Below are 25247 nucleotides of genomic sequence, written 5' to 3' on the forward strand. Positions count from 1 at the left end.
GGCGAGTCTGGAAATGGATATTAGTTTTCTCATCATGGAAGATCAATCAGCTTCAGGGCCGATCGAGGAACCGGGCCAGATCCGCGGGGGCGTCGATGTCCTCCGGCGAGGCCACGTCCCCGCACTCGACCAGCGCGATCTCCCGCCCCCGCAGGTACCCGCGCGCCCCCTGATCACCCCGCGCCGCCTCCCTCACCGCCGCGAAGTGGGCCGCGCCCAGCAGCACCGGGTGCCCGCGCAGGCCGCCGTAGGCCGCCGCCGCGAGGGTGGCGGGGGAGCGGTACGCCCCCAGCACCCGGGCCATCGCCTCCGCGCCGACGCCGGGCTGGTCCACCAGCGCCACCAGCGCACCCCCCGCGCCGCGCTCCTCCAGCGACGCGAGCCCGGCCCGCAGCGAGGAGCCCATGCCCGAGGCCCACCCCGGGTTCTCCACCAGCACGCACCCCGGCAGGCGCGCCCGCGCGCGGACCTCCTCGGCCTGCGCCCCGAGCACCACGTGCACCGGCGCGCACCCGGCCACGAGCAACGCCCGCGCCGCGCGTTCCACGAAAAGCGTCCCCCGGTGCTCCAGCAGCGCCTTCGCGCGCCCCCCGAGCCGCCGGCCGCCGCCGGCCGCGAGAAGCAGCCCGGCGACGGCCGTTCCGGGGCGTGGCGTCATGCGGCCACTGTAGGCCGCAGCGCCTTGTACAGCGTCACGTCCGCGTGTCCCCCCGGGATGCCCGGCGTGCGGCCGGTCTCGATGTAGCCGTGGCGCTTGTAGAACTCAGGGGCCTGGAAGGTGTACGAGGCCAGCACCACCCGGTCGCAGCCGCGCCGGAGGGCCTCCTCCTCGGCGGCCCGCAGCACCTTGCCGCCCCAGCCCTCGCCGCGGCTGCTCGCGCGCACCCACAGCAGCTCGATCTCGAACAGCCCGCCCCAGGTCCACCCCGCGAGCCCGCCGATCAGCCCGCCCTTCCCGTCCGTCACCCGTACCGACAGCGCCCCGTGGTCACCGGTGCCGGTCGCGGTGTCGTTGAACGCCTCCAGCTCGTCCCCCAGCCGCTGGTTCAGCTCGTCGTCCCGTCCGCCCACGGTCAGCACCGTGCCCTCGCCCTGTGCAGCAGTCATGACCCGCAGTATGCATGCCCGGGGAGGGTGCTCCCGACGGGGGTCCGCTAGGGTGACCGGCGATCTTATGTCCCCGCACGAGAACCCCGCCCCTTCCGTCCCCGCCTCCGTCGTGGCGCGGCTGCGCGCCGCCGGCTGCGTCTTCGCCGAGGAGGAGGCTGCGCTGCTGCTTCGGGCCGCCCGCACCCCGGCCGAGCTGGAGGCGCTGGTCGAGCGCCGCACCGCCGGGCACCCGCTCGAACAGGTCGTCGGCTGGGCCGAGTTCCTCGGCCTGCGCCTCGTCCTGGAGCCGGGCGTCTTCGTCCCGCGCCGCCGCACCGAGTTCCTGGCCCGCCAGGCGGCGGCCCTGCTGGGCGCGGCCGGCCCCGCGCCCGTCGCCCTCGACCTGTGCTGCGGGTCGGGCGCGGTGGCCGCCGCCCTGGCCGCGGCCGTTCCCGCCGCCGAGGTCCACGCCGCCGACCTCGACCCGGCCGCCGTCCGCTGCGCCCGGCGCAACCTCGGCGCGCGCGTGTACGAGGGCGACCTGTTCGAGGCGCTGCCCGCCGCGCTGTGCGGCCGGATCGACGTGCTGGTGGCGAACGTTCCCTACGTCCCGACCGGCGAGATCCCGCTGCTGCCGCCCGAGGCCAGGGACCACGAGCCCGCGCACGCGCTGGACGGCGGCCCGGACGGCCTGGCCCTCCTGCGCCGCGTCGCCGCCGGGGCCCCCGCCTGGCTGACCCCCGGCGGCTCCCTGCTGAGCGAGACCACGCAACGCCAGACCCCGGCCGCCCTCGCGGCCCTCACCGCCGCCGGTCTGAAGGCCACCCCGGCCACCGACCCCGACCTGGACGCGACGATCCTGATCGCCACGGCCCCCCGCGCGGGGCGTTCCGCGCCCTGACCGGCCGTGCGGGGGCCTCGCCCTCCCGCGCGGGAGGGCGAGGGGCGGTGCGTGGGCACGCTTTCCGTCGCCGGGCCGATCACCCGGACTCCGGGGGCCGGGCCGGGCCGGGCCGGCCGACCCGGCCGCGGTCGGTGCCCCTGCGGCGGCGGGAACGCCCGGCCTCCGCCGTCGGCGGGGTGGTTCGGCTTCGCCCGCCGGGCCCCTCGGCCCTCCGGCGGGCGCGGGCCGGGCGGCCCCGCGGAGCGTCCGGGGCGCCGCGCGCGCTCGCCGGCGCGGCGACGGCGCATCCGGCCGCCGGGCGATGGTGCCAAGGCCCGCCGCCGGGGGATCGGGCGAGGGCCCGCCGGCTCAGCCCGGGGCCGCCTCGGGGTCCGGCTCCCCGGGGCCCTCGGTCTCGGGGAGCGCCGCGCCCGCCAGGGCCGCGGACAGCTCGCGGGCCACCTCCTGGAGGAGGGGGACCATCTTCTCGGTGGCCGCGTCCGTCAGGCGCCCGGCCGGGCCCGAGACGGAGATCGCCGCCGCGGTGGGGGAGTCGGGCACCAGCACGGCGATGCACCGGACGCCTATCTCCTGCTCGTTGTCGTCCACGGCGAAGCCGTGCTCCCGCACGGTCGCCAGGGCCGCGAGGAACGCGTCCGGCGTGGTCAGGGTCCGCTCCGTGGCGGCCGGCATCCCCGTGCGGCCCAGCAGCGCCCGCACCTCCGCGTCCGGCAGCCCGGCCAGCAGCGCCTTGCCCACGCCCGTGGCGTGCGGGCGGACCCGGCGGCCGACCTCCGTGAACATCCGCATCGAGTGGCGCGAGGGCACCTGCGCGACGTAGACGACCTCGTCGCCGTCCAGAAGGGCCATGTTCGCCGTCTCGCCGGTCGCCTCCACCAGCCGGGCCAGGTGCGGGCGCGCCCAGGTGGCCAGCGGCCGGGCCGCGGCCTCGCCCAGCCGGATGAGGCGCGGGCCCAGGGCGTAGCGGCGGTTGGGCTGCTGCCGGACGTAGCCGCAGGCCACCAGCGTGCGCATCAGCCGGTGGATCGTGGGCAGCGGAAGCCCGCTGCTGGCGGCCAGCTCGCTCAGCCCCGTCTCGCCGCCGGCGTCGGCCATGTGCTCAAGCAGCGCGAAGGCGCGCTCCAGGGACTGAACCCCGCCGCTGGCGGAGGACTTGCGCACGTCGGACGGCGGCACGTCGCGTTCCTCATTCGGTAGTAGCGGACCACCGCAGCCTACCCGCCCTTGACTGGGCGCCTGAGCCGCCTGAGGATCGGGAGGGAGCGGTTTCAACAGAAAGTTGAAGAAGGCCCGGGAGGGCCCCGGCGAAGCCCGGAGGCGGGCGGGAAGGAGGGCGTGTGACGGGCAACGACAGCGCGCGGCTGCTGCTGCGCGCCGGGCGCGTGGTCACCCCCGAGGGAGAACGCCCGGCGGCCGTCGCCGTCGAGGACGGCCGCGTCACGGGCGTTCTCCCGCACGACGCCCCCGCCCCGCCCGGCGCCCGCGTCGTGGACTACGGGGACGCCGCCCTGCTCCCCGGCCTGGTCGACACCCACGTGCACGTCAACGACCCCGGCCGCACCGCCTGGGAGGGCTTCGCCACCGCCACCCGCGCCGCCGCGGCCGGCGGGATCACCACCCTGCTCGACATGCCCCTCAACAGCGTCCCGCCCACCACCACCCCCGCCAACCTGGAGATCAAGCGGGACGTCGCCCGCCCCCAGGTGCACACCGACACCGGCTTCTGGGGCGGCGCCGTGCCCGCCAACGCCGGGGGCCTGCGCGCCCTCCACGACGCCGGGGTCTTCGGGTTCAAGTGCTTCCTCTCGCCCTCCGGCGTCGAGGAGTTCCCCGAGCTGGACGCGGACGGCCTGGCCGCCGCACTCGCCGAGCTGGCCGCCTTCGACGGCCTGCTGATCGTGCACGCCGAGGACCCCGGCCAGCTCGCCGCCGCCCCGCCCGCCGACGGCAGCCCCCGCTACGCCGACTTCCTCGCCTCGCGCCCCGAGCGCGCCGAGACCGAGGCCATCGCGCTGCTGCTGCGCCTGGCCCGCGAGACCGGGGTCCGGGTGCACGTCCTGCACCTCTCCGCGGCCGGGGCGCTGCCGCTGATCGCCGCCGCCCGGGCCGAGGGCGTGCGCGTCACCGCCGAGACCTGCCCTCACTTCCTCACCCTCACCGCCGAGGAAGTCCCGGACGGAGCAACCGAGTTCAAGTGCTGCCCGCCGATCAGGGAGGCGGCCAACCAGGACCTGCTGTGGCGGGGCCTGGCCGAGGGCGTCATCGACTGCGTCGTCTCCGACCACTCCCCGTGCACCGCCGACCTGAAGGTGCCCGACTTCGGCGCCGCCTGGGGCGGCATCGCCTCCCTCCAGCTCGGCCTGCCCGCCGTCTGGACCGCCGCCCGCGCCCGCGGGCACGGCCTGGCCGACGTCGCCCGCTGGATGGCCACCAGCCCCGCCCGCCTGGCCGGCCTCGCCCGCAAGGGCGCCATCGCCCCCGGCATGGACGCCGACTTCGCCGTCCTCGACCCCGAGGCCTCCTTCACCGTCGACCCCGCCGCCCTGCACCACCGCAACCCCGTCACCGCCTATGCCGGGCGCACCCTGCGCGGCGTCGTCCGCGCCACCTGGCTGCGCGGGCGGCTGATCGCCGCGGACGGCCGGGCCCTGGAGCGCGCGGGGACGCTGCTGCGCCCGGAGCGCACCCCGGCCGCGGGCCTCGCGCGCTCCGCCCCCGAGGAGAGGACCCCCGCATGACCTCCGGCGACACCGCCCGGCACACGCCCGGCCCGGCCGCCGCCCCCGCGACGGTCTTCGCCGGGAACGCCCGCCCCTACGCCGGCGGCGACCCCTACGCCGACTACCGCGCCCCCGAGCCCGAGGACGTCCCCTGGGCCCACCGCTACCCCGACCTCGCCGACCGGCGCCTGGGCGGCTCGGTGATCGCCGCGAGCGACGAGTTCTTCGCCGAGCGGGAGAACCTGATCAACCCCGGCCGCGCCGAGTTCGACCCCCACGCCTTCGGCCACAAGGGCAAGGTCATGGACGGCTGGGAGACCCGCCGCCGCCGCGGCCCCGACGGCGCCGAGCCCCACCCCGCCGCCGGCGACCACGACTGGGCCCTGATCCGCCTCGGCCTCCCCGGCCTGGTCCACGGACTCCTCGTCGACACCGCCCACTTCCGCGGCAACCACCCCCAGGCCGTCAGCGTCGAGGGCACCGCCACCCCAGGCGACGCGGCGAGCTGGACCACCCTCGTCCCCCGCGCCGAGGTCGGCGGCCACGCCGCCCACGCCTTCCCCGTCGCCGTCCCCCGGCGCCTGACCCACCTGCGCCTGCGCCAGTACCCCGACGGCGGCGTCGCCCGCCTGCGCGCGTACGGGGAGGCCGTTCCCGACCCGGACTGGCTGGCGGCGCTGGGCACGTTCGACCTCCTCGCCCTGGAGAACGGCGGGCTCGCCGAGGACGCCTCCGACCGCTTCTACTCCCCGCCCGTGCACACCCTCCACCCCGGCCGCCCGCGCACCATGGACGAGGGCTGGGAGACCCGGCGCCGCCGCGACCGCGGCCACGACTGGCTGCGCTACCGGCTCGCGGGGCAGGCGGAGATCCGCGCCGTGGAGATCGACACCGGCACGTACAAGGGCAATGCCCCCGGCTGGGCCGCGCTCTCCGTCCGCGACGCCGCCGCGGGCACCGGCTGGCGCGAGGTGCTGCCCCGCACCCCGCTGGAACCCGACGCCGTGCACCGCTTCGTGCTCGGCGCCGCCGGCCCGGCCACCCACGCGCGCCTGGACGTCTTCCCCGACGGCGGCGTCGCCCGGCTGCGGCTGCACGGCTCGCTCACCCGTGAGGGGGAACGCGCGCTGCGGGTGCGGTACGCCGAGCTGACGCGCTGAGCGGGTGAGGGCCCCGGGGCCCGGTGCGGTGAAGCTGTGTCCGGCCGGTCGCCATGTGTGAACTCCTGGAAAACATCGGGCCGATGCGGTTGACGCGTGTCGCGCTACGCGCGTCACATTGATGGCATGGGCATGTTTACCCCCACCAGGAAAACGGCACGCCGCGCCCGGGCCGCCGCCCTCGGCGCCCTGCTGGCCACGCTGTTCCTCGGCGGCCCCGCCGCCGCGGCCACTGCCCCCGCCCCCACGATCAACGCCCCCACGATCAACGCCCCCACGACCAGCGCCCCCGCGGCCTTCGTCGCGCCGCTGGACTTCGGGGACATCTGCTACTCCGCCCTGCCGCCCGAGGCGCACGACACCCTCGACCTCATCGAACAGGGCGGCCCGTACCCCTACCCGCAGGACGGCGGCACCTTCTACAACCGCGAGGGCCTGCTCCCCTCCCAGCCCACCGGCTACTACCACGAGTACACCGTGGAGACCCCCGGCAGCGACGACCGCGGCGCCCGCCGGGTCGTGACGGGCGAGCGCGCCCAGGAGGACTACTACACCGCCGACCACTACGCGTCGTTCGACCTCGTCGACTACGCCTGCTGACCAGCGTCCCCCCACCGGGCGCCGGGACCGTCCCCCACGCGGTCCCGGCGCCCCCGTCGTCCGCGGCCCAGCGCCTCGGCGGCGCGCGCCGCCCACAGGAGCAGGTGTTCCTCGCCGTGGCGGGCCACCAGGTGGAGGCCGACCGGCTCGCCCGCCGGGGTGACTCCGGCGGGGACCGAGACGGCCGGGTGGCCGCTGAGGTTGAACGCCCAGGTCAGCGCCGTGGAGAAGCGCGGGCCCGGGCCTCGCGGCCCGTGCGGGGGGTTCGGCGTCGTGGGGGTGGCCAGGAGGTCGGCCTCCGCGAACAGGCGGGACAGCGCCGCGTCGTTGACCGCCCGGGCCGCTTCGCGCCCCGCCCGCAGCGCCTCCCAGACCTCCGCCGGGTCCCGCAGCCGCACCTCCAAGTCCCCCCGCAGGCACAGGAGTCCACGGCCGACGAGGGCGTTCAGCGCGGACTCGGCGACCCTCGCGACCTCCGGGTCGGTGTCCGCGAACCCCAGCGTCGCCGACCACGCCACGCGCGGCGCCCGCTCGGGCTCCTTCGGCCCCGCCGGGAGGCCCGTGACCGCGGCCAGCCATGCGGCGGCGTCCTCGGCGTGGCGGACCAGGGGCCCGCCGACGTTCAGCCCGGCGCGGTCGCGGGCGGGCAGCGTGCCGTTGGTCGGCTTCAGCCCCAGGACCCCGCACCAGGCGGCGGGGATGCGGACCGATCCGGCGCCGTCGCTGCCGGTGGCCAGCGGCACCAGCTCCGCGGCCACGGCGGCGGCCGACCCGGCCGAGGACCCGCCGGGGGAACGCCCGGCCAGGCGCGGGTTCCGCGTCGGCCCGCGCGGGGTGCTGCCCCAGGTCTGCCAGGGCGTCCCGCCCCCCGGCACGGCCGTCGCCCCCACGGGCACGCACCCGGCCGCGACCAGCCTCCGGCTCTGCGCCGACCCCAGCCCCTCACTCGCCTTCACCCCGATCGGCACCCCCGCCAGAGCCGGCCGCTCCCCCCGCCGCACCCCCTCATCCACCTCCCGTGCCCGCCGCACCGCCTCCTCCCCCCACACCTCGACGAACGCCCGCACCTCCCCGTCCCCCACCCGCACCCCCCCCAAGACCCCCTCCACCACCTCGACGGCCGACACATCCCGCGCGAGCACGCCCCGCACGATGTCCACGACCCCGTGACGCACCGACCCACCTCCCTCGCCGCCCACGCTACGGGGCCCTGACGGGCCGCTCCCGGAGACGAAGGCCTTCGCCTCCTGCGGAACCCCGCCGCAGGGCAGAGCTCCCGCCGCCGCAGGCGGACCCCCACGGTGGGGGGCCGAGGCCGGGACCCGGACTGCCGCGGAGGCGGTCCGGGTAGGGCACAATCGAGCCGATGAGTACCTACCGGGAGCGCGCGCAGGGCCGGGCGGTGCGGGATACGGTGCGGCGGGCGGCGGCGACGAGGGAGCGGCGTTCGCACTTGTCCGCTCCCCGGGTTCCCACCGTCGGCATCGACATCGGCGGCACCAAGGTCATGGCCGGCGTGGTCGACGCCGACGGCACCGTCCTGGAGCGGCTGCGCACCGAGACCCCGGACAAGTCCAAGAGCCCCAAGGTCGTCGAGGACACCATCACCGAGCTGGTCCTGGACCTCTCCGACCGGCACGATGTGCACGCCGTCGGCATCGGCGCCGCCGGCTGGGTCGACGCCGACCGCTCCAAGGTCCTCTTCGCCCCCCACCTCGCCTGGCGCAACGAGCCCCTGCGCGACGCCCTCGCCGCCCGCCTCGATGTCCCCGTCATGGTGGACAACGACGCGAACACCGCCGCCTGGGCCGAGTGGCGCTTCGGCGCCGGCAGCGGCGCCGAGCACCTGGTGATGATCACGCTGGGCACCGGCATCGGCGGCGCCATACTGGAGGCCGGCCGCGTCAAGCGCGGCACCCACGGCGTCGCGGGCGAGTTCGGCCACATGCAGGTCGTCCCCGGCGGCCACCGCTGCCCCTGCGGCAACCGCGGCTGCTGGGAGCAGTACAGCTCCGGCAACGCCCTGGTCCGCGAGGCCCGTGAGCTGGCCGCCGCCGACTCCCCGGTCGCCCACCACATCCTGGAGAAGGTCGGCGGCCACATCGGCGAGATCACCGGCCCGCTGATCACCGAGCTGGCCCGCTCCGGCGACCCCATGTGCGTGGAGCTGCTCCAGGACATCGGCCAGTGGCTCGGCGTCGGCCTGGCGAACCTCGCCGCCGCCCTGGACCCGGCCCGCTTCGTCATCGGCGGCGGCGTCAGCGACGCCGACGACCTCCTCATCGCCCCCGCCCGGGACGCCTTCCGCCGCCACCTCACCGGCCGCGGCTACCGCCCCGAGGCCACCATCGTCCGGGCCAGGCTCGGCACCGACGCCGGCATGGTCGGCGCCGCCGACCTGGCCCGTCTCGTCGCCCGCCGGTTCCGCCGCGCCAACCGGCGCCGCGCCGCGCGGGCCCACCGCACCGGATTCGAGCTGCGGCTGCCACCTCGGGGAAGGACGGCCAGGACGTGACCACCATGACCCAAGCCCCCACCGCGCCGGCGGTGCCCTCCTCCCCGCGCCCCCCCAGACGGCCCCGGCACCGCTGGCTCGCCGCCGTGGTCGTGGTGCTGCTGGTCGCCATCCCGGCCGGCTACCTCGTCCTCTCGGCCTACCAGAGCCGGACCAGCGGCGAGGACAAGGAGCGCGCGGCCTCCGCGAACGCCCTCATCTACGAGTGGCCCAGCCGGGTGCTGCGCCGCATCTACGACGTGCCCATCCCCGACGGCGCCGCCTACGTCGGGTACTACGAGACCAACTCCTGGGAGCGTTCCTCCCTCTACGTCGAGTTCCGCTGCTCGCCGGGCCAGCTCAGCGCGTTCCTGGAGGAGCTGGGCACGGACCGCACGGAGCTGGCCGGGGGCCGGGTCACCGTCAGCGGGGACGACGCCGAGGTGATGGGCTGGCGCTTCGACGACCCCTCCCGGGTCTGGGCCGGCACGGTCGTCCGGCAGTCGGAGGCCGAGCCCGAGGTCGCGGTCACCGTCGACCTCACCCGCGAGGAGCGCCCCCGGGTCTACGTGGCCTCGACCACCGAGCCCTGACCCGCACGCAAAAGGACAAAGAACGGTGCCCCGGACCGCAGGAGGTCCGGGGCACCGTTCGCGTGCAACGCCGGGCTCAGGCCGGCGGATACGGGTACGGCGCGCCGCCGGGCGCGCCGCCGGGTCCGACGGGCCCGCCCGGGAAGCCGTAGCCCGGCGGCTGGGGCTGCGGGCCCGGCCCCTGGGCGTACTTCTCCAACTGGTACGCGGTCTGCCGGCGCACGTAGATCAGCGCCACGATCGCCGCCGCGACGCCGACCACCCCGCTGAGCATCATCAGCGCGGTCTCGGTCTGCAACTCGTCGATGTCCCCGGCGCCGATCTCATCCGGCGCGACGACCGAGGCGGCCCCGGAGAGGATCGACATGATCAGCCACAGCACCCACCACGCGGTCACCAGGCCGAGCCGGGGATTCCTGCCCCACGGAACGCTGGAGCGCCATACGTCGTTGGCGATCTGCTTGGGGAACCACAGGTTGACCACGGGCACGAACCAGCCGCCGATGGCCCAGCCCCGCCCCAGGCGCTGCCCGCCCGGCGCGAACAGCTCGGCGTTGACCCGCGTCCGGTAGAACCAGCAGATGAAGACGATGCCGGTCGCCAGGATCATCAGGGAGCTGAGGATGAAGGCGCCGTCGTAGCCGTCCCCGGCGTCCTCCAGCTCCTGGAAGGTGAAGTACTCGCCGCTCTCCACGTCGGACAGGATGCCGGACAGGTTCGCGCTGGCGCCGAAGAGGATCACCTGCGCGGCGATGCAGATGCTCAGCAGCACCACCACGGCCGTCCCCAGGCCCTTGGGGCTCAGGAACTGCGGCGGCAGCCCCATCCCGCCCCCCGGGTAGTGCGGCGGCTGCGGAAACGCCGGCGGCTGCGGGTAGGGCGGGGCCGCGGCGAACTGCGGCGGGGGAGTGAACTGCGGCGGCGGGGCGAACTGCTGGTAGGCGGGCGGCCCTTGAGGTCCGGGCGGCGCCCCGGGCGCGGGCGGCTGGGGGAACGCCGGGCCGGTCGGCGGCTTGTCGAGACCGGGCCCCGGGGGCTGCGGCGCGACGGGTATCCCGCCGGCCACCGTCGGCGCCGCGTGCGGCGAAACACCCGGAGGCGGCGTCGCGCCCGCCCCGGCCGTTCCCGCCTCCGCACAGGCCGCGCACGTGCCCCCGCTCGTCACCGCCGGCTGCCGTTGGCAGCGCACACACAGCGAACTCACCCCGAACCCCTCCCACTGGTGATGCGAAACGTCATCCGACCGTAGCAGCGCGTCGCCCGCCCCGGACCCCCGAGCGACGGGGCCGACGTCACGAGCCCATCACGTTCCGGCGCCGCCCGCTGTCGTTCCTCGGCGCAGGCTCAGGCCGGATCGCGCCAGCCGAGTCCGGCGCAGACTTCGTTGATGCTGGGCCGGTCGGCCGGGTCGGGGCTGAGCATGGCCCCTACGAGCGGCCCGAGGCGTCCGGGGACGTCCACGTCCCGGTGCCGGCCCCGGGCGATGACGCGCCGCTGCTCGGGGCGTTCGGCCTCCGGCGGGAAGTCGATGGCGCGCAGGCCGGTGGCGCTCATGAACAGGCTGGCGCCGAGTCCGAAGACGTCCGAGGCCGGGGTGGGCAGGGCCGTGCCCGTCTCCAGGACGCCGCGGGAGATCTCGGGGCTCTCGTAGTGGACGAGACACCCGCGGTGGGGGAAGTCGTAGGCCGCCGGGACCTCGCCGCCCCGGGCCAGGCCGAGGTCGATCAGGCGGACGCCGTCCGGGCCGAAGAGGAAGTGGTGGGGCTGAACGTCCCCGTGGACCCACCCGGCGGCGTGCAGTGCCGCGAGGGCCTGGGCGCTCCGCAGGGCGTCCACGTCGAGATCACACCGGGCCGTGCCGCTCCGGTGGGGCTCCCAGCGCTCCCACAGGCTCTCCCCCTCGTACCAGGGCTGCACGCTCCACGTCCCGCGCTCCCACTCCCCCGCGTGCACGCCCTCCCGGCCGAGCAACCGCAGAATCGCCGCCTCCCGCGCGGGCGCGAGCGCGGTGTACTGGTGCGTGACGGCGGCCGGATAGCCGAGCTTCACGGCGTGCCGCCCGTGCTCGCCGGTCACCTTCCAGACGGTCGACCCGCGCCGGTTCATGACGAGGCGAGCGGCGGTGGGGGCCAGCAGGTGCCTTATGGCGTCGGTGAGTTCGTAGGGTCCGTCAGTCACAGTCGTTGTCCGGTTACGGCGGCGGAGCGGGCCACCCCCGGCTGGGGGCGGCCCTTTGTGCTCATGCGGTCAGGAGGCTGCTTCAGGTAGGGACGGCCGTCATCGCTGTCGCCCGGGTGGGGGCTGGGCGAGGGGGCGGGGTCGTCGTCGCCGGGCTGCTTATCGTCCTCGTCTCCGCCGTTGCTGACCACGGCGTCGCGAAGACGCAGGGTTGCGGGTGGTTCACGTGTGCTCCTTCTCTGGCTCGGACTTCTTCCTTCAGGTGGTGGAGCGGTTCCCACCCCGAGAGCTGCCCGGGGCGGGAACGTGCGGCACCGGTCCCGTCCGCCGGGGCGGAGGGGGCGTTGCCGCGCCCGTTTCGGCCGGGGTGGTTCGTCACCGGCCGGAACGGGAGTTGGCGGGGGCCCGGGAGGCGCGGGCTGCTTGTCTTGCTCGGCGCGGGGTGGCCGCTTCGCGGGCCTGGGGCGCGGTGCGGAGCGTCACTCCGGCTTCTTCCAGCCATCGTTTGACGACGTTGTCCGAGACTCGGCAGGCGACGGCGAGTTCCGACAGGGGCTCCAGGTCGTTCAGGTAGCGGCGCACGAGGTTGGCCACCGGGATGGGGCAGGGCTTGCGCCGCTCGTGGCGGCCGTCCCGGCGGCGGGCGGGGGCCAGCAGGGCGAGGACTTCCCCGTACTCCAGCCCGAGGTCCATGAACGCCCGTATGGTCCCGCCATCCTCGTACCAGGCCCGCAGGTAGCGGGCCATGTCGCGCGCTTCAGTCTCCGGGTCGTAGGCGTGCCAGCCCTTCCGCACGCGCCGCAGGCCAAGGCCGAGCAGGCGCGCGCACATCTGCCGCGGGTGCGTACGGCCGGCTGCGGCCAGCAGCGGGAGGCTGGCCCCGGTATGGAAGAGAGCAACCAGCCCGCGGTCGTCCAGGACGGGAAGCGCGGCTGCCGTCGCGTCGTTGCGGTTCACCACGGGCGTTCCCCCGGCTTGCCGACCAGCGCGGCGGACCGGACCCGGCTCCGAGGGCGCCTTGGACCCTGGCTGTTGGTGCCGCGCGGGGATGCCGATGAGGATGCGCCGCTCCGGGGTCATCATTGGGACCCTCGCATGATCCACCTCGGCACGTTGATCGTCTCCCTCGTCTTCTTCAACTCGATAGCCACTAGCGGGACATGCAGAAGCACAGGAGGAACCCGAGCGAGGGCGGCGGGCTGCGCGCCGGCGCTGATCCGACTCCATGCGCGGTGACGGCAACTCGTGAGCGGCGACGGCCGCGCGTGGCGTCCCGCGCCGGGTCTTGGGCCGGTCATCGGCGCTTCAGCTCCGCGAAGTGCGCCTCGACGCGGGCCTTCAGCTCCGCACACCGCCGGTCCAGCTCGTCAGGGGCCTGGCTCGCATCCGGGGCCGGTTGAGTCGATTCGCTCCCGGGGCTGTCCTCGGCGCCAGGCGCGGGCACCGCGGCGCTCATCGCTCCGCTCCAGGGCCTCCGGCCTCGTTCCACGTCATCGTCGTCACTCCTGAAGTCGTCCCTCGAACCGGTGGCTCCGACCGGGGCCGGAGCCCGCATCCGGGCCCCGCTCCGCAGTTACCGGGTGCACATCCATCACAACCCAGCGGAGCGGTGGCGGGGTAGCGTGAAGGGGCGGCGGCGCATTGAAGCCGTTGAAAATCCGGCGACTTGCAGGGGAGTCAGCCATGTCCCGACGCGAACGCAACACGAAGCTGGCGCTGCTCATCGAGGAAGGGGGCTGGAGCCTGACTCAGATGGCCGCTGCCGTGAACCGGGTGGCCAACGAGGCGGGCGCGTCGTCGCTCCGCTATGACCAGACAGCGGTCAGCCACTGGATCAGCGGCACCGTGCCCCGTCCCGCCGCCCGGCCGTTCATCCGCGAGGCGCTGTCGCGGAGGGTGCGACGGCCTGTGACCTATGCCGAGATCGGGATTCCCGCGCCGGCAGATAAACCGGGCACCTGTGCGGGCACAAGTACCCTAGAGGAGTTGATGGACCTGGGGAGGCTCGACATGGACCCCTCCCGCCGCAGCGTGATGCGCGCCGGCCTGTACTCCGTAGGGCTCACCATCCCCGCCTGGCCGGACGTGGTGGGACGCATGGCTGCCGTCCAGTCCGGCCGGGCCCAGCGCATCGGCATGGCGGACGTGGACGTGGTCAAGGAGATGACCTCCCGACTGGCCGATTTCGACGACGACTTCGGGGGCCGCCATGCCCGGCCCCTTGCCGCGAGCTTTCTGGTGAACACGCTCGGGCCCTACCTGCGGGCCGATGCGCCCAGTGACGTTCGCAGGGAGATGCTTTCCGCCGCCGCGTTCTTCTGCTACATCACGGGCTGGATGGCCGTGGACGAGGCTCTCCATGGGCTTGCCCAGCAGTACTACGTCAAGGCGTTGGAGCTGGCCGGGGCGGCCGAGGACTACATGACGTACTGCCATGTCCTGCGTGGCATGTCGGTCCAGGCCGCAGACCTGGGACACGGGTCCTCGGCCGTCCGGCTGGCCAACGCCGCCGCCGATGCCGCTCCGAGCGCGGCACCGAGAATGCGGGCCTTCATGGTCGGTCAGCAGGCCCACGCTTTCGCCCTCGCCGGGGACCGTACCGCTGCTCTCGGAGCGATCAGGGAGACCGAGGTGGCCATCGACAAGGCGGAGAGCCAAGCTCCCAGGTTCGGCGGCTTCTCCCCCGCGACGCTGGCCTACGCCACGGCCCAGGTGCGCTACCACTTGGGGGACGTGCGCGGAAGCGTCGAAGCCCTCCAGTTGCACTTCCGTCTGCGCGACCCGAGCGACCGGCGACGAACCGCAGTTCTCTTCGGCACCTTGCTGGGCCAAAGGCAGTGGGAGCTAGGGCATCGGGAAGCCGCCTGCGCTACCTGGACCCAGGTTCTCGACGACTACCCCCACGTCAGCTCGGGCCGGGCCGACGAGCGGGTGAATGCCATGCGGGCGAGCCTGCGTCCCCACCTGTCCAACCACGCGGCGCGCGCCGTGTTCGAGCGGGCCCGCACCATCGTGGCGGCCAGGTCGACGGCCGTCTGATCCGGGAACGCGGTGGCGGTGTCCGGCCGCAGGACGCGCAGGCGGCTCGGACGGCGTTCCGCCCTCCGGGGCCGCTCAGTCCAGCAGGGGGAAACGGCCGGAGCGCAGGAGCGTGGCCACCGCGTCCGTCCGGGCGCGCGGCGCCGCGTAGTCGGGGTGGGCGCTGAGGACGGCGGCGGCGTCGCGCAGCCGCCGAAGCTGTGCGGCGGCCTCCGCGACCCCGCGCCCGCCCGGCGCCACGGGGTGGCCCGCGAGCACGGGACGCCGGGCGTTCACCCGCCCCGAGGCGACGGCGGCCTCCACGCGGCGCTCGCAGCGGCAGAACGCGCCGGGGTTCGCGAGGCCGCAGGTCGCGTCGAGGTACGCCCGCAGCCGGCGCCGCACCCGCTCCAGCCGCTTGCGGTAGGCGGCCGGGCCGGTGCCCAGCACCCAGGCGGCCTCCGCCGAGGACAGGCCGAAGATGTCGCCGAGGACGAACGCCACCCGCTCCTCGCGGTCCAGGCACTGGAGCACCGCCTGGGTGCAGCTCAGCCGCACCTCCGTGGCCAGCAGCTCGGCCTCCGGGCCCGCGAAGTTTGTGGCGGCCAGCCCGTCGGCCAGGCCGTCGCGGAACTCGTCCAGGCTCAGCTCCCGCTCCTCCTGGGGGGACTTGCGCCGCAGGTTCAGCAGGTAGTTGACGCCCACCCGGTAGGCCCAGGTCAGCAGCCGGGCCTCGGCGCGCCAGGTCGCCAGGCGGGTGATGACCCGGATGAGGATCTCCTGCGCGGCGTCCTCGGCGTCCGCCGGCCGCCACACCATGCGCAACGCCAGCCGGTACAGCGGATCGCGCAGCCGCCGCACCACCTCCTCCAGCGCGCCCCCCTCGCCGGCCACGGCCCGCGCCACGAGCGCCACTTCCTCGGCCGGGACAACGCCCGCGACCTCGCCGTCGCCCGCCGGGCGGTCCTGGTCCGTCACCGTGGTGCCCCTCACCGTGCTCCCTCGTGCCCCGCCGCCGGCCCGACAAGGGCGTGCCGTTCGAGCCAGCCCGCCAGGGCCGTTCCCATCGCCTTGGGCTGGTCCTCGGGGGAGTGGTGCAGGCCCGGGCCCAGGGACTCCACCTCCAGGGAGGCGAAGGTCTCCGCGGCCCAGGCCGCCGTCTCGGCCGATCCCATGCCCACGCCCCGCTCCACCGTCAGCAGCAGCTTGGGCACCTCGGGAGTCTGCGCCATCCACCGGCCGTACGCCAGCATCCGCTCGTGCACGTCCGCGGGCTGCCCGTCGATGGGGATCTCCCGGGGCCACACCAGCAGCGGCTTCCGCTCGGCCGGGCCGGGGTAGGGCGCGCGGTAGACGGCGTGGTCGGCCGGGTCGAGGCCGCCGGTGACCTGGCGCGGCAGGTTGAACTCGATGAAGCCGTTCTCCTCCAGCACGATCCGCTCCCCCTCCTCCGAGCGGATCGCGCGGAAGATCCGCTCGCCCTCGGGCGGGAACTCCTCCCAGCGCAACGGCCGCAGGAACGTCTCGGTCAGCGCCAGGGCTCGCACCCGGCCGGGGTGCCGGGCGGCGAGGTCCATGCCGAGCGCCCCGCCCCAGTCGTGGCCGACGATCACCACGCCGTTGAGGCCCAGCGCGTCGAACCAGCCCTCCAGGTACCGGGCGTGGTCCTCGAACCGGTAGCCGAGGTCCGGCTTGCCGGAGTTCCCCATGCCGATCAGGTCGGGAGCCAGGCACCGGGCGCGGTCGCTGACGTGGGGGAGGACGTTGCGCCACAGGTAGGAGGAGGTGGGGTTGCCGTGCAGGAACACCACCGGCGCGCCGGTGCCGGTCTCGGTGTAGGCCACGAAGGAGTCGTGGACCGGGATGGTCTGCGTGCTGGTCATGGGGCGCCCTTCCGCCGTGGGTCGTGTGCCGCGTGCGGAAGGTTGGACACGGGCGCGGGCCCCGCTGTGACAGCGGGGCCGCGATTCTCTCCGGGATTCTTCGAGGGCTTTCAGGCCGGGCGTGCCGGGGCGGGCGACCGGCCGTGGTGGGCCAGGGCCAGGCTGACGGCCAGCGTGCCCGCGACGGCCAGGCCCATCCCGGCGACCGCGCCCGCCAGCGTCAGGGGCCCGGCCGCCGCCGCGCAGGCCAGCACCGCGGCCACCCCGGCGGCCACCACTGCCGGGTGCCGGGCCGCGCCGGTGCCGCCGACCCGGTGCAGCCCGGCCAGGGCAGCCAGGACGACGGCCACCGGCACGGCCACGGCCCAGGCCGCCGCCGTCCCGGAGATGTGCGTGTGGTGCCCGTCGGTCTCCACGGCCACCTCGAGTCCCGCGCCCACGGCGGCCATCGCCGCGAAGACGAGGTAGTGCCCGTAGCCCCACACCAGGGAGCGGCGCAGCGTGGGCAGCCGGGTGCCGGGGCCGCTGAAGTAGCACCACCACAGCCCGAACACCAGCAGCAGCCCTCCGACGACCAGCAGCAGCAGGCCCCCGGAGGCCCCGCGCTCGGTCAGCGCGGACCGCACCCCGTTCAGCGAGGCCAGGATCACCTCGCCGAGGACGATGATGGTGAACAGCCCGTAGCGTTCGGCGATGTGCTGCGGGTGCCAGGGGGTGACCCGCCCCCGCGACTCCGCCCACGCGGGCACGGACAGCTCGGCCACCACCAGCACGGCGAAGCCGATGTAGTCCAGCGGGTGCGGCAGGGCCAGCCGGAGCACCCACCCGGCCTGGACCAGGGACACCCCGACGGCGTACCGCAGTGTGCTCGCCCGGTGCAGGGGGTCCTCGCGCGCGGCGCGCAGCCACTGGGCGACCATGGCCAGCCGCATCAGCACGTACCCGAAGGTGCCCACCGCGAAGTCGTAGTGCTCCAGCGCGTCCTCGACCCCGGCGGCCAGCACCAGCACCCCGGCCATCTGGAGCAGGGTCAGCAGCCGGTAGGGCACGTCGTCGGTGTCGTAGGAGGACGCGAACCAGGTGAAGTTCATCCAGGCCCACCAGATGGCGAAGAACGTCATCGCGTAGCCGAGCAGGCCGGGGCCCACCTCGCCCTCGGCCAGCTTGTGGTGCAGCGCGGCGGCGGCCTGGGCCACTGCCACCACGAAGCACAGGTCGAACAGCAGCTCCAGCGGGGTCGCCGCCCGGTGCGTCTCCGCCGGGTCGCGGCCCGTCATCGTCCGGTGCCAGGGCCCTGCCGGGCGGGGCCTTTCGCTCATGCTCTCCACTCCGTCTCGTTCGCCCGGTCCTCGCCGTCCGCCGTGGGCGGCACGTGCTCCCGCGCGACGCGCGCGGCGAGGCGCTCCAGCAACGGCCCCGCCCGCTCCACGCACACGCGCGGGTCCGGCTCCAGGCCGGTGAGGGGGTAGGCCGCGGCGATGCCCGCGGCCCGCAGCTCCTCGGGGGCCAGGGCCAGCCGCCCGCAGACGGCCACCACGGGCGTTCCGGCCGCGCGGGCGGCGGCGGCCACCCCGGCGGGGGCCTTGCCGCGCAGCGTCTGCGTGTCCAGCGCGCCCTCCCCGGTGATCACCAGGTCCGCCCGCTCCAGCGCGGCGGCGAAGCCCAGCACCTCCAGCAGCACCTCGATCCCGGGCCGGAACGCGGCGCCGAACGCCAGCAGCGCGGCGAAGCCCATCCCTCCGGCCGCGCCCGCGCCGGGCCGCGCGGCCGTCTCCGCGGCGCGCGGGCCGAGGACGCGGACGAGGTTGCCCAGCGCCGCGTCCAGCGCCTCCACCTCGACGGGGTCCGCGCCCTTCTGCGGCCCGTAGACGGCGGCCGCGCCCTCCGGGCCGGTGAGGGGGTTGTCCACGTCGCCCGCGAGTACGAACTCCGTCTCCGCGAGCCGGGGATCGAGCCCGGCCAGGTCCGCGCCGGCCAGCTCGCGCAGCGGCCCGCCGCCCGGGGCGACCGGGTCGCCGTCCGCGTCCAGCAGCCGGGCGCCCAGCGCGGTGAGCATCCCGGCCCCGCCGTCCGTGGTGGCCGAGCCGCCGACGCCCAGGATCACCCGGCGGGCCCCGGCGTCCAGGGCCGCCGCGATCAGCTCGCCGGTGCCTTGTGTGGTCGCGGTCAGCGGGGCGTAGGTGAACGCCGGCAGCAGCCGCAGTCCGGACGCCTGGGCCATCTCCACCACCGCGACGTCGCCGCGCAGGGCGAACGCCGCCCGCACCGGCACGCCGAGCGGCCCGGTGACCTCCGCCTCCCGGGCCGTGAAGCCGCCCGCGACGGCCGCCTCCACCGTGCCCTCCCCGCCGTCGGCGACGGGCAGTTCGGCGATCGCGGCGTCCGGCCGGGCCAGGCGCACGCCGGCGGCGATGTGCCGGGCGGCCTCGGCCGCGGTGAGCGATCCCTTGAACTTGTCCGGGGCGATCAGCACCTGCGTGGCTCCCTGCATGGCTCCCGACCCTAGCGGTCGGCCGCCGCGCGCGTCCGCCGTGCGTGCCCGGCGCGCGTTCAGCCGTGGCGCAGGCGGCGCCAGACGGCCTTCGCCGCGTGGTGCCCCGACATGCCGTGCACGCCGGGCCCCGGCCAGGTCGCCGCCGAGCACAGGAAGACGGCGGGGTGCGCCGTCGCGTACGGGTGCAGCGTCGGCCCCGGGCGCAGCACCGTCTGGAGGCCGGTGGTGGCTCCGCCGAGGAAGTCGCCGCCGACGTAGTTCGCGTTCCGCCGGGCCAGCTCCGGCGGGCCGGCCACCGCGCGGGCCAGCACCAGGTCCCGGAAGCCCGGCGCGAAGCGTTCGATCTGCCGCTCCACCGCCTGGGTCAGGTCCCCGGACCAGCCGTTGGGCACGTGCCCGTAGGCCCAGTAGACGTGCTTTCCCTCCGGGGCCCGGCTCGGGTCGGCCACGGTGGGCTGCGAGGTGACCAGGAACGGCGCGTCCGGCGCCCGGCCCTCCCGCGTCACCGCGCGCAGCGCGGCCCCGATCTCGCCGCTGCTGGGCCCGATGTGCACCGACCCGGCCCGCCGCACCTCGGGGGCCGTCCACGGCACCGGGCCGGAGAGCGCGTAGTCCACCTTGAACGCCGCCGCCCCGTACCGGTAACGGCCGTACGCCCCGCCGAGGCCGGCGATCCGGGCCAGCGCGGTCGGGGAGGTGTCGAAGACGTAGGCGCGGGCCGGGGGCAGCTCGTCGAGCCGCTTGACCTCCACGCCCGTGTGGATCGTTCCGCCCAGGTCGCGCAGGTACCCGGCCAGCGCGTCGGACACGGCCTGCGAGCCGCCGCGCGCCACCGGCCAGCCCACCTCGTGCGCCGCCAGCGCGAAGACCATCGCGAACGCTCCCGTCAGCGGCTGCGTCAGGGGTGCGACGACGTGCGCGGACAGCCCCGCGAACAGCGCGCGCGCCCGGTCGTCGCGGAACCTGCGGCTGAGCAACGACACCGGCTGGGCCGCGAGCAGCCCGAACCGGGCCAGCGTCACCGGGTCCCGGGGCAGCCCCTCCCAGGGCACCTTCAGGAAGTCGGCCGAGAGCGTGTCCCACTTGCCGAGGAACGGCGCCAGCAGCCGCCGGTAGGTCCCCGCGTCGCGCGGCCCCAGGGAGGCGGCGGACTCGCCCACCGAGCCGGTCAGCACGGCCGCGGTCCCGTCGGGGAAGGGGTGCGCCAGCTGCACCTCGGGCCGCACCCACTCCAGCCCGTACCGCTCCAGCGGCATGGCGCGGAACGCGGGGGAGCCCACGCCCATCGGGTGCACGGCCGAGCAGGGGTCGTGGCGGAACCCGGGCAGCGTCAGCTCCTCGGTCCGCGCCCCGCCGCCGACCGTCCCCAGCGCCTCGAAGAGCTCCACCGACATCCCGCGGCGGGCCAACTCCACCGCCGCCGTCAGGCCGTTGGGCCCGGCACCCACCACCACGACATCGCGCATCGACGGCACTATTCCGCTCCCCTCGACGGTGAGGTCAGGCTGCCGCCCCCGGGCGGCCCGCGATCAGCACCCCGAGGATACGCCGCGCCGTGTCCGGATCCCGCCCCACGGCGAACGGAAGGGCGTTGCCCCCCGCCAGCCGGAACGACTCGCCCGTCAGCGTCAGATGGGCCCCGCCCGCCTCGGCCACCAGCAGCAGCCCCGCCGCATGATCCCAGGAGTGCTCCCAGCTGAACGCCAGACCGCCCAGCTCGCCCGACGCGACGGCCAGGTACTCAAGGCCCGCCGCCCCGCAGGCCCGGGGCGCGAAGCCCGGGGCGCTCCACAGCCCGGACAGGGCCCGCTTCTGCTCCGGCGTGGTGTAGTCGGGGTGCGAACAGGCCACCTCGGTCACCGCGCCCGGCTCGGGGGAACCGGCCTTCAGCGGAACGCCGTTCACCCACGCGCCCGCGCCGCGCCGGGCGTGCGCCACGGTGCCCCCGGGGCCGCCGCGCGCCGGGGCGTAGGTCCAGGAGGCCAGCAGCTCCCCGCGGTGCGCGAGCGCCACCAGCGTGCAGAAGCCGGTCTCCCCGCGCACGAACTGCCGGGTGCCGTCCACCGGGTCCACGATCCACACGGGCGCGTCCCCGGCCAGCGCGTCGTAGCGGGAGGGGTCGGCGTGCACGGCCTCCTCGCCGACGACCACCGAGCCGGGCAGCAGCGCGGGCAGCTCCTCGGCCAGCCGCTCCTCCGCGGCCCGGTCCGCGACGGTCACCAGGTCGTGCGGGCCGGACTTCGCCGAGACCTCGTGCCGCGCCAGGCGCCGCCAGCGCGGCACGACCTCCGCGGCCACCACGGCCCGGACGGCGGCCTCGACGCGAGCGGCCAGCTGTTCGTCGATCATCCCCCCATCGAAACACGCCGCCGGCCGGGTGCCCCGGCCGGGGCACGGGTGCTCCGGGCCCTTCCCTCCCGTGCGGTGCCGTGCCGGCTGGGCCTCAGGCGACGCCGGCGCGGCGCAGCTCGCTGGTGACGGCCCAGTGGTGGCTCGGGGAGACCCGGCTGGCGGCGTCCAGCAGCAGCGGCACCACGACCTCGGGCGCGCCCGCGGCGGCCCGCGCGCACTCGGCCGCGGTCTTCGCCCGCACCAGCGCGGCCAGCAGGGTGACCGCCTCGTCGGCGTGGCCCGCGGAGCACAGCTCGGCCGCGACGGAGGCGGCCTCGGCCGCCGGGCGCGCCGCGCCCTGGCGCAGCAGCCGCACGCAGTCCTGCTCCCGCCCGGCCTCGGCCAGCGCCTCGGCGGCCTCGGCGAGCCGATGGGGCGGCAGCGAGGACGCCTCCCACAGCAGGGTCCCGGCGTCCGTGCCGAGCCCGGCCGCCTCCAATTCGGCGATCAACAGGGGGAGTTGGGCAGGGGGCCCGCCGGCGGCCTGGCTGAGCAGGGCGTGGGCGGCGCCGTCACTGCCGGCCTCGCGCAGCAGGCGCAGCTCGCCCGCCGTGGCGGCGGCGGCCCGCCGGTCCGCCTCGGAGACGTGGATGCGCGGCTCCACCGGCTCCTCCTGGCGCACGGCCCCGGCGAACCGGGAGCCGCGCGGCGGCGGCGAGACGGCGCTCGCCCCGTCCGCCACGGACGGCGCGGCGGCGGCGGGCGCCGCCGCCTCCTCCAGCCCCGCGAACCGCGCCCCGCCGCGCCGCCGCGCCTTCGCCTTGGCGGGGAGCCTCCTCGCCGCGTCCGCGCTTGCCGCGCCGGGAGCGGCGGGGGCCGCCTCGCCGCTCCCGCCCTCCGGGGGAGGCGTGCTCTGCGAGCCACGGCCGGGCTTGGCGGCGCGAACCGCGTCGAGGGCGTTGCCTCCGGTCCTGGGGCCATAGGGGTCCGCCGGGGCCTCCGGCCCCGGCACACCTGGCGCGCTCCCGGCACCGACGGCATTGCCCTGGCGGCGCGCGGCCTCGTAGAGACCGCCAGGGCCGCCGGAGGAGCCGGGCGCGTGCGCGGCGCCGGGGCCGACGGCTGCGTCTCCGGCACCGGCGGCGTAGGCCGCCCCCGCACCGGGGGCGTTGCCCCGGTGGGGCGTTGCGCCGTAGGGGTCGGCTGCGGTCGCGGGGCCTGCCGCACCGGCGGCGCTGCCCGGGCGGCGCGCGGCGCCGTAGAAGGTGGCCGCGTCTCTCGGGCCCGTCGGGTCGGCCGTGTTCGGGCCGCCGAGGCCGTCGGCTGCGTTCCCGGTTCCGGCGGAACGGGCCGCGCTCGGGGTGGCGTAGGGCCCGGCCGGGGTCCTCGGGCCCGCCGTGTCCGGGGCGCCGGGGGCGTCCGCCGGGGCCGTGCCGCCGTAGGGGCCGTGCGGGCCCTCGGCGTTCGTGGCGGCGAGCGCGTCGTCCGGCGGGAGGGCCGCCGTGGCGGCCCGGAGGCGGTCGCGGGCGGCGCGCAGTTCGCCGGCCGTCGGGTCGGTGGCGCGTCCGCGGGCCGCGCCCGCCGTGAAGCGTCCGGCCGCGCTCCGCGCGATTCTCTCGTCCGGGGCGGAGCGCGGGGCGCCCACGCGGCCCGTGCGGGAGGCCGCACCGGTCGCGTCGGCGGCCCGGACCCCGCCGGGAACGTCCGCACCGCTGTCCCGTGGAGCGGACTCGTGCCCGGCGGGCGTCTCCTCGGCCGCCGAACGCCCGACGCCGGGCGAGGGCGCCATCGGGAAGCGGTGGCCACCCGGCGCCCGCCCGTCGGCCGCGGCCACCCGCGGCACGCCGTGCCGGGCGTGGTCGCCCGCCGCGCCCCGCGCGGCCCGGTGCCGGGGCTCCGTGCCGGGCTGCCGGGGCTCGGGCCGCGGCAGCCGCGCGCGGCGGGCCCGCAGCTCCGCCCGGCGGGCGAGCACGCGCTCCTCGTCGTCCTGGGCCCACAGCCGCTGGGCCTCCAGCAGCTCGGCCTCCCCGAAACGGCCCTCCCGCTCGGCCGCCTGCTGAGCGTTCGCCAGCTCGCCGAGCCTCAGGCGCAGCTCGTGCCCGGCCCGGTCCAGCTCGGTCAGACGCCGCGTCAACTCCTCGCGCCCGCCCGGGAGAACGTCCTGGGCGCGGGCCGCCTCCTCGTAACTCGCGCGCAGGCGCCAGCCCGCGCGCTCCGCCGCCGCCGAGCCGTGCAGCCCCGCCAGGTCCTGAAGGAGGTCGATGACCGCGTCCCAGGGCGGGAGTTCCCGCCCGCTCAGCCACGCGTCCAGCTCGGCCCGGCCGCGCCGCGCGAACGCGGCGTACCACCCGGCCGCCGGGTCCAACGCGTCGGTCACCGTGCGGAGTTCGGCCGTGAATCCGGCCAGCCGTTCCCGGTGGATCTCGTGCTGCGTCCGCCGCTCCTGCTGAGCGTGCGGGCCCTTCGGCAGTTCGGCCATGGTGGTACTGAATCCAAACCGTGTTACGGACTCTGTTTCCGGGCCGCTACAGGCGGTTTGCAACCTGCTCCCACCGTGCCGGCGACCCGCCGCATAACCTTGTGCACCCCGTGGATTCGCTGCGGCGGACAGTACACGCCGCCCGGAGGGCGTGCCACCGCTTCGTGCCGGATGGCCGGGTGCCGCTGCCGGTGTTACCGAACTCACCCGGAGAAACGGCCTGTTCACGGCTAGCCTGAGGGACCCGGCGGGCGGCCCGAGGAGGAGCCGGTGGCAGTGACGGCGCTGTGTCCGGAGGACCCGGACCGCATCGACGAGTACCGGCTGCTCGGGCGGCTGGGCGAGGGCGGCATGGGCGTGGTCTACCTGGCCCGCTCCGCGCGCGGCCGGATGGTCGCGGTGAAGACGGTCCGCGCCGAGCTGGCCGCCGGCCACGACTTCCGGCGCCGTTTCGCCAAGGAGGTCGCGGCGGCCCGGCAGGTCGGAGGCGAGTGGACCGCCGCCGTGCTGGCCGCGGACGCCGAGGCCCCCCGGCCCTGGGTGGCCACGGCCTACGTCGCCGGGCCCACCCTCTTCTCCGTGGTCGCCGAGCAGTACGGCCCCCTGCCGGAGCACTCGGTGCGGGCGCTGGGCGCGGGGCTGTGCCGGGCCCTGGCCGACATCCACGCCGCCGGCCTGATCCACCGCGACCTCAAGCCGGGCAACGTCATGGTCACCATCGAGGGCCCGCGGGTGATCGACTTCGGGATCGTCCGGGCGATCGAGGCCACGGCCGGGCTGACCACGACCGGCGTCGTCATCGGCTCGCCGGGGTTCATGTCCCCGGAGCAGGCGCGCGGCGAGCGGCTGGCCGGGGCCAGCGACGTGTTCTCGCTGGGGACGGTGCTGGCGTTCGCGGCCACCGGGCGGATGCCCTTCACCGCGCCCGAGCAGAAGGCACACGCGCTGATGTACCGGGTGATCAACGACCCGCCCGACCTGACCGGCGTTCCCGCTCCGCTGCTCGGGCCGGTCGAGGCGTGCCTGGCCAAGGACCCCGCGCGCCGCCCGTCCCTGGAGGACCTGCTCGCCCGCCTGGAGTCGCCCGAGGCGGCCGGGCCCTGGCTGCCGCCCGAGGTCCTGGCCCGGCTGGGCCAGGACGCGGTTGCCCTGCTCGCCCACGAGGACCCGGCCACCCGCCCCCCCCCGCAGGCCGCCAACCCCGCCCAGATCCTCGCGCCCCCACCGGGAGCCTTCGGCCCACCCGTCCCGGCCCCGCCCCCGCGCCCGCCTCCGGCCCCGCGCCTGCTGCCCCTGGACCAGCC

General features: G+C 76.4%; 23 protein-coding genes. 8 read left to right on the top strand and 15 right to left on the bottom strand.

Features of this window, described 5'->3' with window-relative positions; translation table 11 throughout:
* Positions 1 to 52: 52 nt before the first annotated feature.
* A complete protein-coding gene (locus RM780_RS02150) occupies positions 53 to 658 on the bottom strand; it encodes a nucleotidyltransferase family protein (RefSeq protein WP_311628672.1) in 606 nt (201 codons plus the stop codon).
* The gene (locus RM780_RS02155; RefSeq protein WP_311628673.1) at positions 655 to 1107 is read right to left on the bottom strand and encodes a GNAT family N-acetyltransferase; all 453 of its coding nucleotides are present in this window, start codon (positions 1105 to 1107) and stop codon (positions 655 to 657) included. The genes RM780_RS02150 and RM780_RS02155 overlap by 4 nt, the downstream gene beginning before the upstream one ends.
* Before the next feature lie 67 nt (positions 1108 to 1174).
* On the opposite strand from RM780_RS02155, the gene RM780_RS02160 reads away from it, so the two are divergent.
* The gene (locus tag RM780_RS02160) at positions 1175 to 1990 is read left to right on the top strand and encodes a putative protein N(5)-glutamine methyltransferase (RefSeq protein WP_311628703.1); all 816 of its coding nucleotides are present in this window, start codon (positions 1175 to 1177) and stop codon (positions 1988 to 1990) included.
* Between the two features lie 351 nt (positions 1991 to 2341).
* Here the strand turns inward: RM780_RS02160 and RM780_RS02165 are convergent, their stop codons facing one another.
* Positions 2342 to 3169 carry an IclR family transcriptional regulator gene (locus RM780_RS02165; RefSeq protein WP_311628674.1) on the bottom strand — a complete coding sequence of 276 codons (828 nt, stop codon included), beginning with the start codon at positions 3167 to 3169 and terminating at the stop codon, positions 2342 to 2344.
* A 161-nt stretch (positions 3170 to 3330) separates the two neighbouring features.
* On the opposite strand from RM780_RS02165, the gene allB reads away from it, so the two are divergent.
* From allB to RM780_RS02180, 3 genes are all read left to right on the top strand, one after another.
* Positions 3331 to 4731 carry an allantoinase AllB gene (gene allB / locus RM780_RS02170; RefSeq protein WP_311628675.1) on the top strand — a complete coding sequence of 467 codons (1401 nt, stop codon included), beginning with the start codon at positions 3331 to 3333 and terminating at the stop codon, positions 4729 to 4731.
* Complete coding sequence (gene alc / locus RM780_RS02175; protein WP_311628676.1) at positions 4728 to 5873, top strand: allantoicase; 1146 nt, start codon at positions 4728 to 4730, stop codon at positions 5871 to 5873. Before allB ends, alc begins: the two co-directional genes overlap by 4 nt.
* A 126-nt stretch (positions 5874 to 5999) precedes the next feature.
* Positions 6000 to 6473, top strand: coding sequence for a ribonuclease domain-containing protein (locus RM780_RS02180; RefSeq protein ID WP_311628677.1), 474 nt, complete (start codon positions 6000 to 6002; stop codon positions 6471 to 6473).
* On the opposite strand, the gene RM780_RS02185 is transcribed toward RM780_RS02180, so the two are convergent.
* The gene (locus tag RM780_RS02185) at positions 6461 to 7648 is read right to left on the bottom strand and encodes an amidase (protein WP_311628678.1); all 1188 of its coding nucleotides are present in this window, start codon (positions 7646 to 7648) and stop codon (positions 6461 to 6463) included. The two genes, RM780_RS02180 and RM780_RS02185, sit on opposite strands and share 13 nt — an antisense overlap.
* A gap of 191 nt (positions 7649 to 7839) precedes the next feature.
* On the opposite strand from RM780_RS02185, the gene RM780_RS02190 reads away from it, so the two are divergent.
* Together RM780_RS02190 and RM780_RS02195 are read left to right on the top strand one after the other, a co-directional pair.
* Positions 7840 to 8988: an ROK family glucokinase gene (locus RM780_RS02190; protein ID WP_311628679.1), complete on the top strand. Its 1149-nt coding sequence runs from the start codon at positions 7840 to 7842 to the stop codon at positions 8986 to 8988.
* Positions 8989 to 8993: 5 nt separating this feature from the next.
* On the top strand, positions 8994 to 9560 hold the full coding sequence (locus RM780_RS02195; RefSeq protein ID WP_311628704.1) for a hypothetical protein: 567 nt from the start codon (positions 8994 to 8996) through the stop codon (positions 9558 to 9560).
* A 76-nt stretch (positions 9561 to 9636) separates the two neighbouring features.
* Here RM780_RS02195 and RM780_RS02200 read toward each other — a convergent pair whose 3' ends face one another.
* The 4 genes from RM780_RS02200 to RM780_RS02215 form a co-directional block, all read right to left on the bottom strand.
* Complete coding sequence (locus RM780_RS02200; protein ID WP_311628680.1) at positions 9637 to 10626, bottom strand: DUF4328 domain-containing protein; 990 nt, start codon at positions 10624 to 10626, stop codon at positions 9637 to 9639.
* Between the two features lie 278 nt (positions 10627 to 10904).
* Positions 10905 to 11738: a protein kinase domain-containing protein gene (locus RM780_RS02205; protein ID WP_311628681.1), complete on the bottom strand. Its 834-nt coding sequence runs from the start codon at positions 11736 to 11738 to the stop codon at positions 10905 to 10907.
* 375 nt (positions 11739 to 12113) lie between these two features.
* Positions 12114 to 12698, bottom strand: a complete 585-nt coding sequence (locus RM780_RS02210; protein ID WP_311628682.1) for a hypothetical protein — start codon at positions 12696 to 12698, stop codon at positions 12114 to 12116.
* 334 nt (positions 12699 to 13032) lie between these two features.
* The gene (locus RM780_RS02215) at positions 13033 to 13194 is read right to left on the bottom strand and encodes a hypothetical protein (RefSeq protein WP_311628683.1); all 162 of its coding nucleotides are present in this window, start codon (positions 13192 to 13194) and stop codon (positions 13033 to 13035) included.
* A 227-nt stretch (positions 13195 to 13421) separates the two neighbouring features.
* Here RM780_RS02215 and RM780_RS02220 point away from each other — a divergent pair, with 227 nt between their 5' ends.
* Entirely contained in the window at positions 13422 to 14777 is a 1356-nt protein-coding gene (locus RM780_RS02220; protein ID WP_311628684.1) for a tol-pal system YbgF family protein, read from the top strand.
* A 75-nt stretch (positions 14778 to 14852) separates the two neighbouring features.
* Here RM780_RS02220 and RM780_RS02225 read toward each other — a convergent pair whose 3' ends face one another.
* The 7 genes from RM780_RS02225 to RM780_RS02255 all read right to left on the bottom strand — a co-directional run bounded on the left by RM780_RS02225 (position 14853) and on the right by RM780_RS02255 (position 23943).
* Entirely contained in the window at positions 14853 to 15749 is an 897-nt protein-coding gene (locus tag RM780_RS02225) for an RNA polymerase sigma factor (protein WP_311628685.1), read from the bottom strand.
* Complete coding sequence (locus RM780_RS02230) at positions 15746 to 16639, bottom strand: haloalkane dehalogenase (RefSeq protein ID WP_311628686.1); 894 nt, start codon at positions 16637 to 16639, stop codon at positions 15746 to 15748. Before RM780_RS02230 ends, RM780_RS02225 begins: the two co-directional genes overlap by 4 nt.
* A 110-nt stretch (positions 16640 to 16749) precedes the next feature.
* A complete protein-coding gene (locus tag RM780_RS02235) occupies positions 16750 to 17958 on the bottom strand; it encodes a low temperature requirement protein A (protein ID WP_311628687.1) in 1209 nt (402 codons plus the stop codon).
* Positions 17955 to 19130, bottom strand: coding sequence for a glycerate kinase (locus RM780_RS02240; protein ID WP_311628688.1), 1176 nt, complete (start codon positions 19128 to 19130; stop codon positions 17955 to 17957). The genes RM780_RS02235 and RM780_RS02240 overlap by 4 nt, the downstream gene beginning before the upstream one ends.
* Before the next feature lie 59 nt (positions 19131 to 19189).
* Complete coding sequence (locus RM780_RS02245; protein ID WP_311628689.1) at positions 19190 to 20608, bottom strand: phytoene desaturase family protein; 1419 nt, start codon at positions 20606 to 20608, stop codon at positions 19190 to 19192.
* Positions 20609 to 20633: 25 nt separating this feature from the next.
* Positions 20634 to 21482, bottom strand: a complete 849-nt coding sequence (locus RM780_RS02250) for an inositol monophosphatase family protein (RefSeq protein WP_311628690.1) — start codon at positions 21480 to 21482, stop codon at positions 20634 to 20636.
* A gap of 94 nt (positions 21483 to 21576) precedes the next feature.
* The gene (locus RM780_RS02255) at positions 21577 to 23943 is read right to left on the bottom strand and encodes a hypothetical protein (protein WP_311628691.1); all 2367 of its coding nucleotides are present in this window, start codon (positions 23941 to 23943) and stop codon (positions 21577 to 21579) included.
* Between the two features lie 276 nt (positions 23944 to 24219).
* Between RM780_RS02255 and RM780_RS02260 the strand changes: the two genes are divergently transcribed.
* Positions 24220 to 25247, top strand: a 1028-nt coding sequence (locus RM780_RS02260; protein WP_311628705.1) for a serine/threonine-protein kinase, incomplete at its 3' end; no start/stop codon positions are given.

It is taken from the genome of Streptomyces boetiae (assembly GCF_031845405.1).
Lineage (GTDB): Bacteria > Actinomycetota > Actinomycetes > Streptomycetales > Streptomycetaceae > Streptomyces > Streptomyces boetiae.

Bases quoted from the DNA above. Each gene is read 5' to 3' on its own strand.
- RM780_RS02150 (WP_311628672.1), bottom strand. From the start codon at position 658: ATGACGCCACGCCCCGGAACGGCCGTCGCCGGGCTGCTTCTCGCGGCC.
- RM780_RS02155 (WP_311628673.1), bottom strand. From the start codon at position 1,107: ATGACTGCTGCACAGGGCGAGGGCACGGTGCTGACCGTGGGCGGACGG.
- RM780_RS02160 (WP_311628703.1), top strand. From the start codon at position 1,175: ATGTCCCCGCACGAGAACCCCGCCCCTTCCGTCCCCGCCTCCGTCGTG.
- alc (WP_311628676.1), top strand. From the start codon at position 4,728: ATGACCTCCGGCGACACCGCCCGGCACACGCCCGGCCCGGCCGCCGCC.
- RM780_RS02180 (WP_311628677.1), top strand. From the start codon at position 6,000: ATGGGCATGTTTACCCCCACCAGGAAAACGGCACGCCGCGCCCGGGCC.
- RM780_RS02190 (WP_311628679.1), top strand. From the start codon at position 7,840: ATGAGTACCTACCGGGAGCGCGCGCAGGGCCGGGCGGTGCGGGATACG.
- RM780_RS02195 (WP_311628704.1), top strand. From the start codon at position 8,994: ATGACCCAAGCCCCCACCGCGCCGGCGGTGCCCTCCTCCCCGCGCCCC.
- RM780_RS02215 (WP_311628683.1), bottom strand. From the start codon at position 13,194: ATGAGCGCCGCGGTGCCCGCGCCTGGCGCCGAGGACAGCCCCGGGAGC.
- RM780_RS02220 (WP_311628684.1), top strand. From the start codon at position 13,422: ATGTCCCGACGCGAACGCAACACGAAGCTGGCGCTGCTCATCGAGGAA.
- RM780_RS02230 (WP_311628686.1), bottom strand. From the start codon at position 16,639: ATGACCAGCACGCAGACCATCCCGGTCCACGACTCCTTCGTGGCCTAC.
- RM780_RS02235 (WP_311628687.1), bottom strand. From the start codon at position 17,958: ATGAGCGAAAGGCCCCGCCCGGCAGGGCCCTGGCACCGGACGATGACG.
- RM780_RS02240 (WP_311628688.1), bottom strand. From the start codon at position 19,130: ATGCAGGGAGCCACGCAGGTGCTGATCGCCCCGGACAAGTTCAAGGGA.
- RM780_RS02250 (WP_311628690.1), bottom strand. From the start codon at position 21,482: ATGATCGACGAACAGCTGGCCGCTCGCGTCGAGGCCGCCGTCCGGGCC.
- RM780_RS02255 (WP_311628691.1), bottom strand. From the start codon at position 23,943: ATGGCCGAACTGCCGAAGGGCCCGCACGCTCAGCAGGAGCGGCGGACG.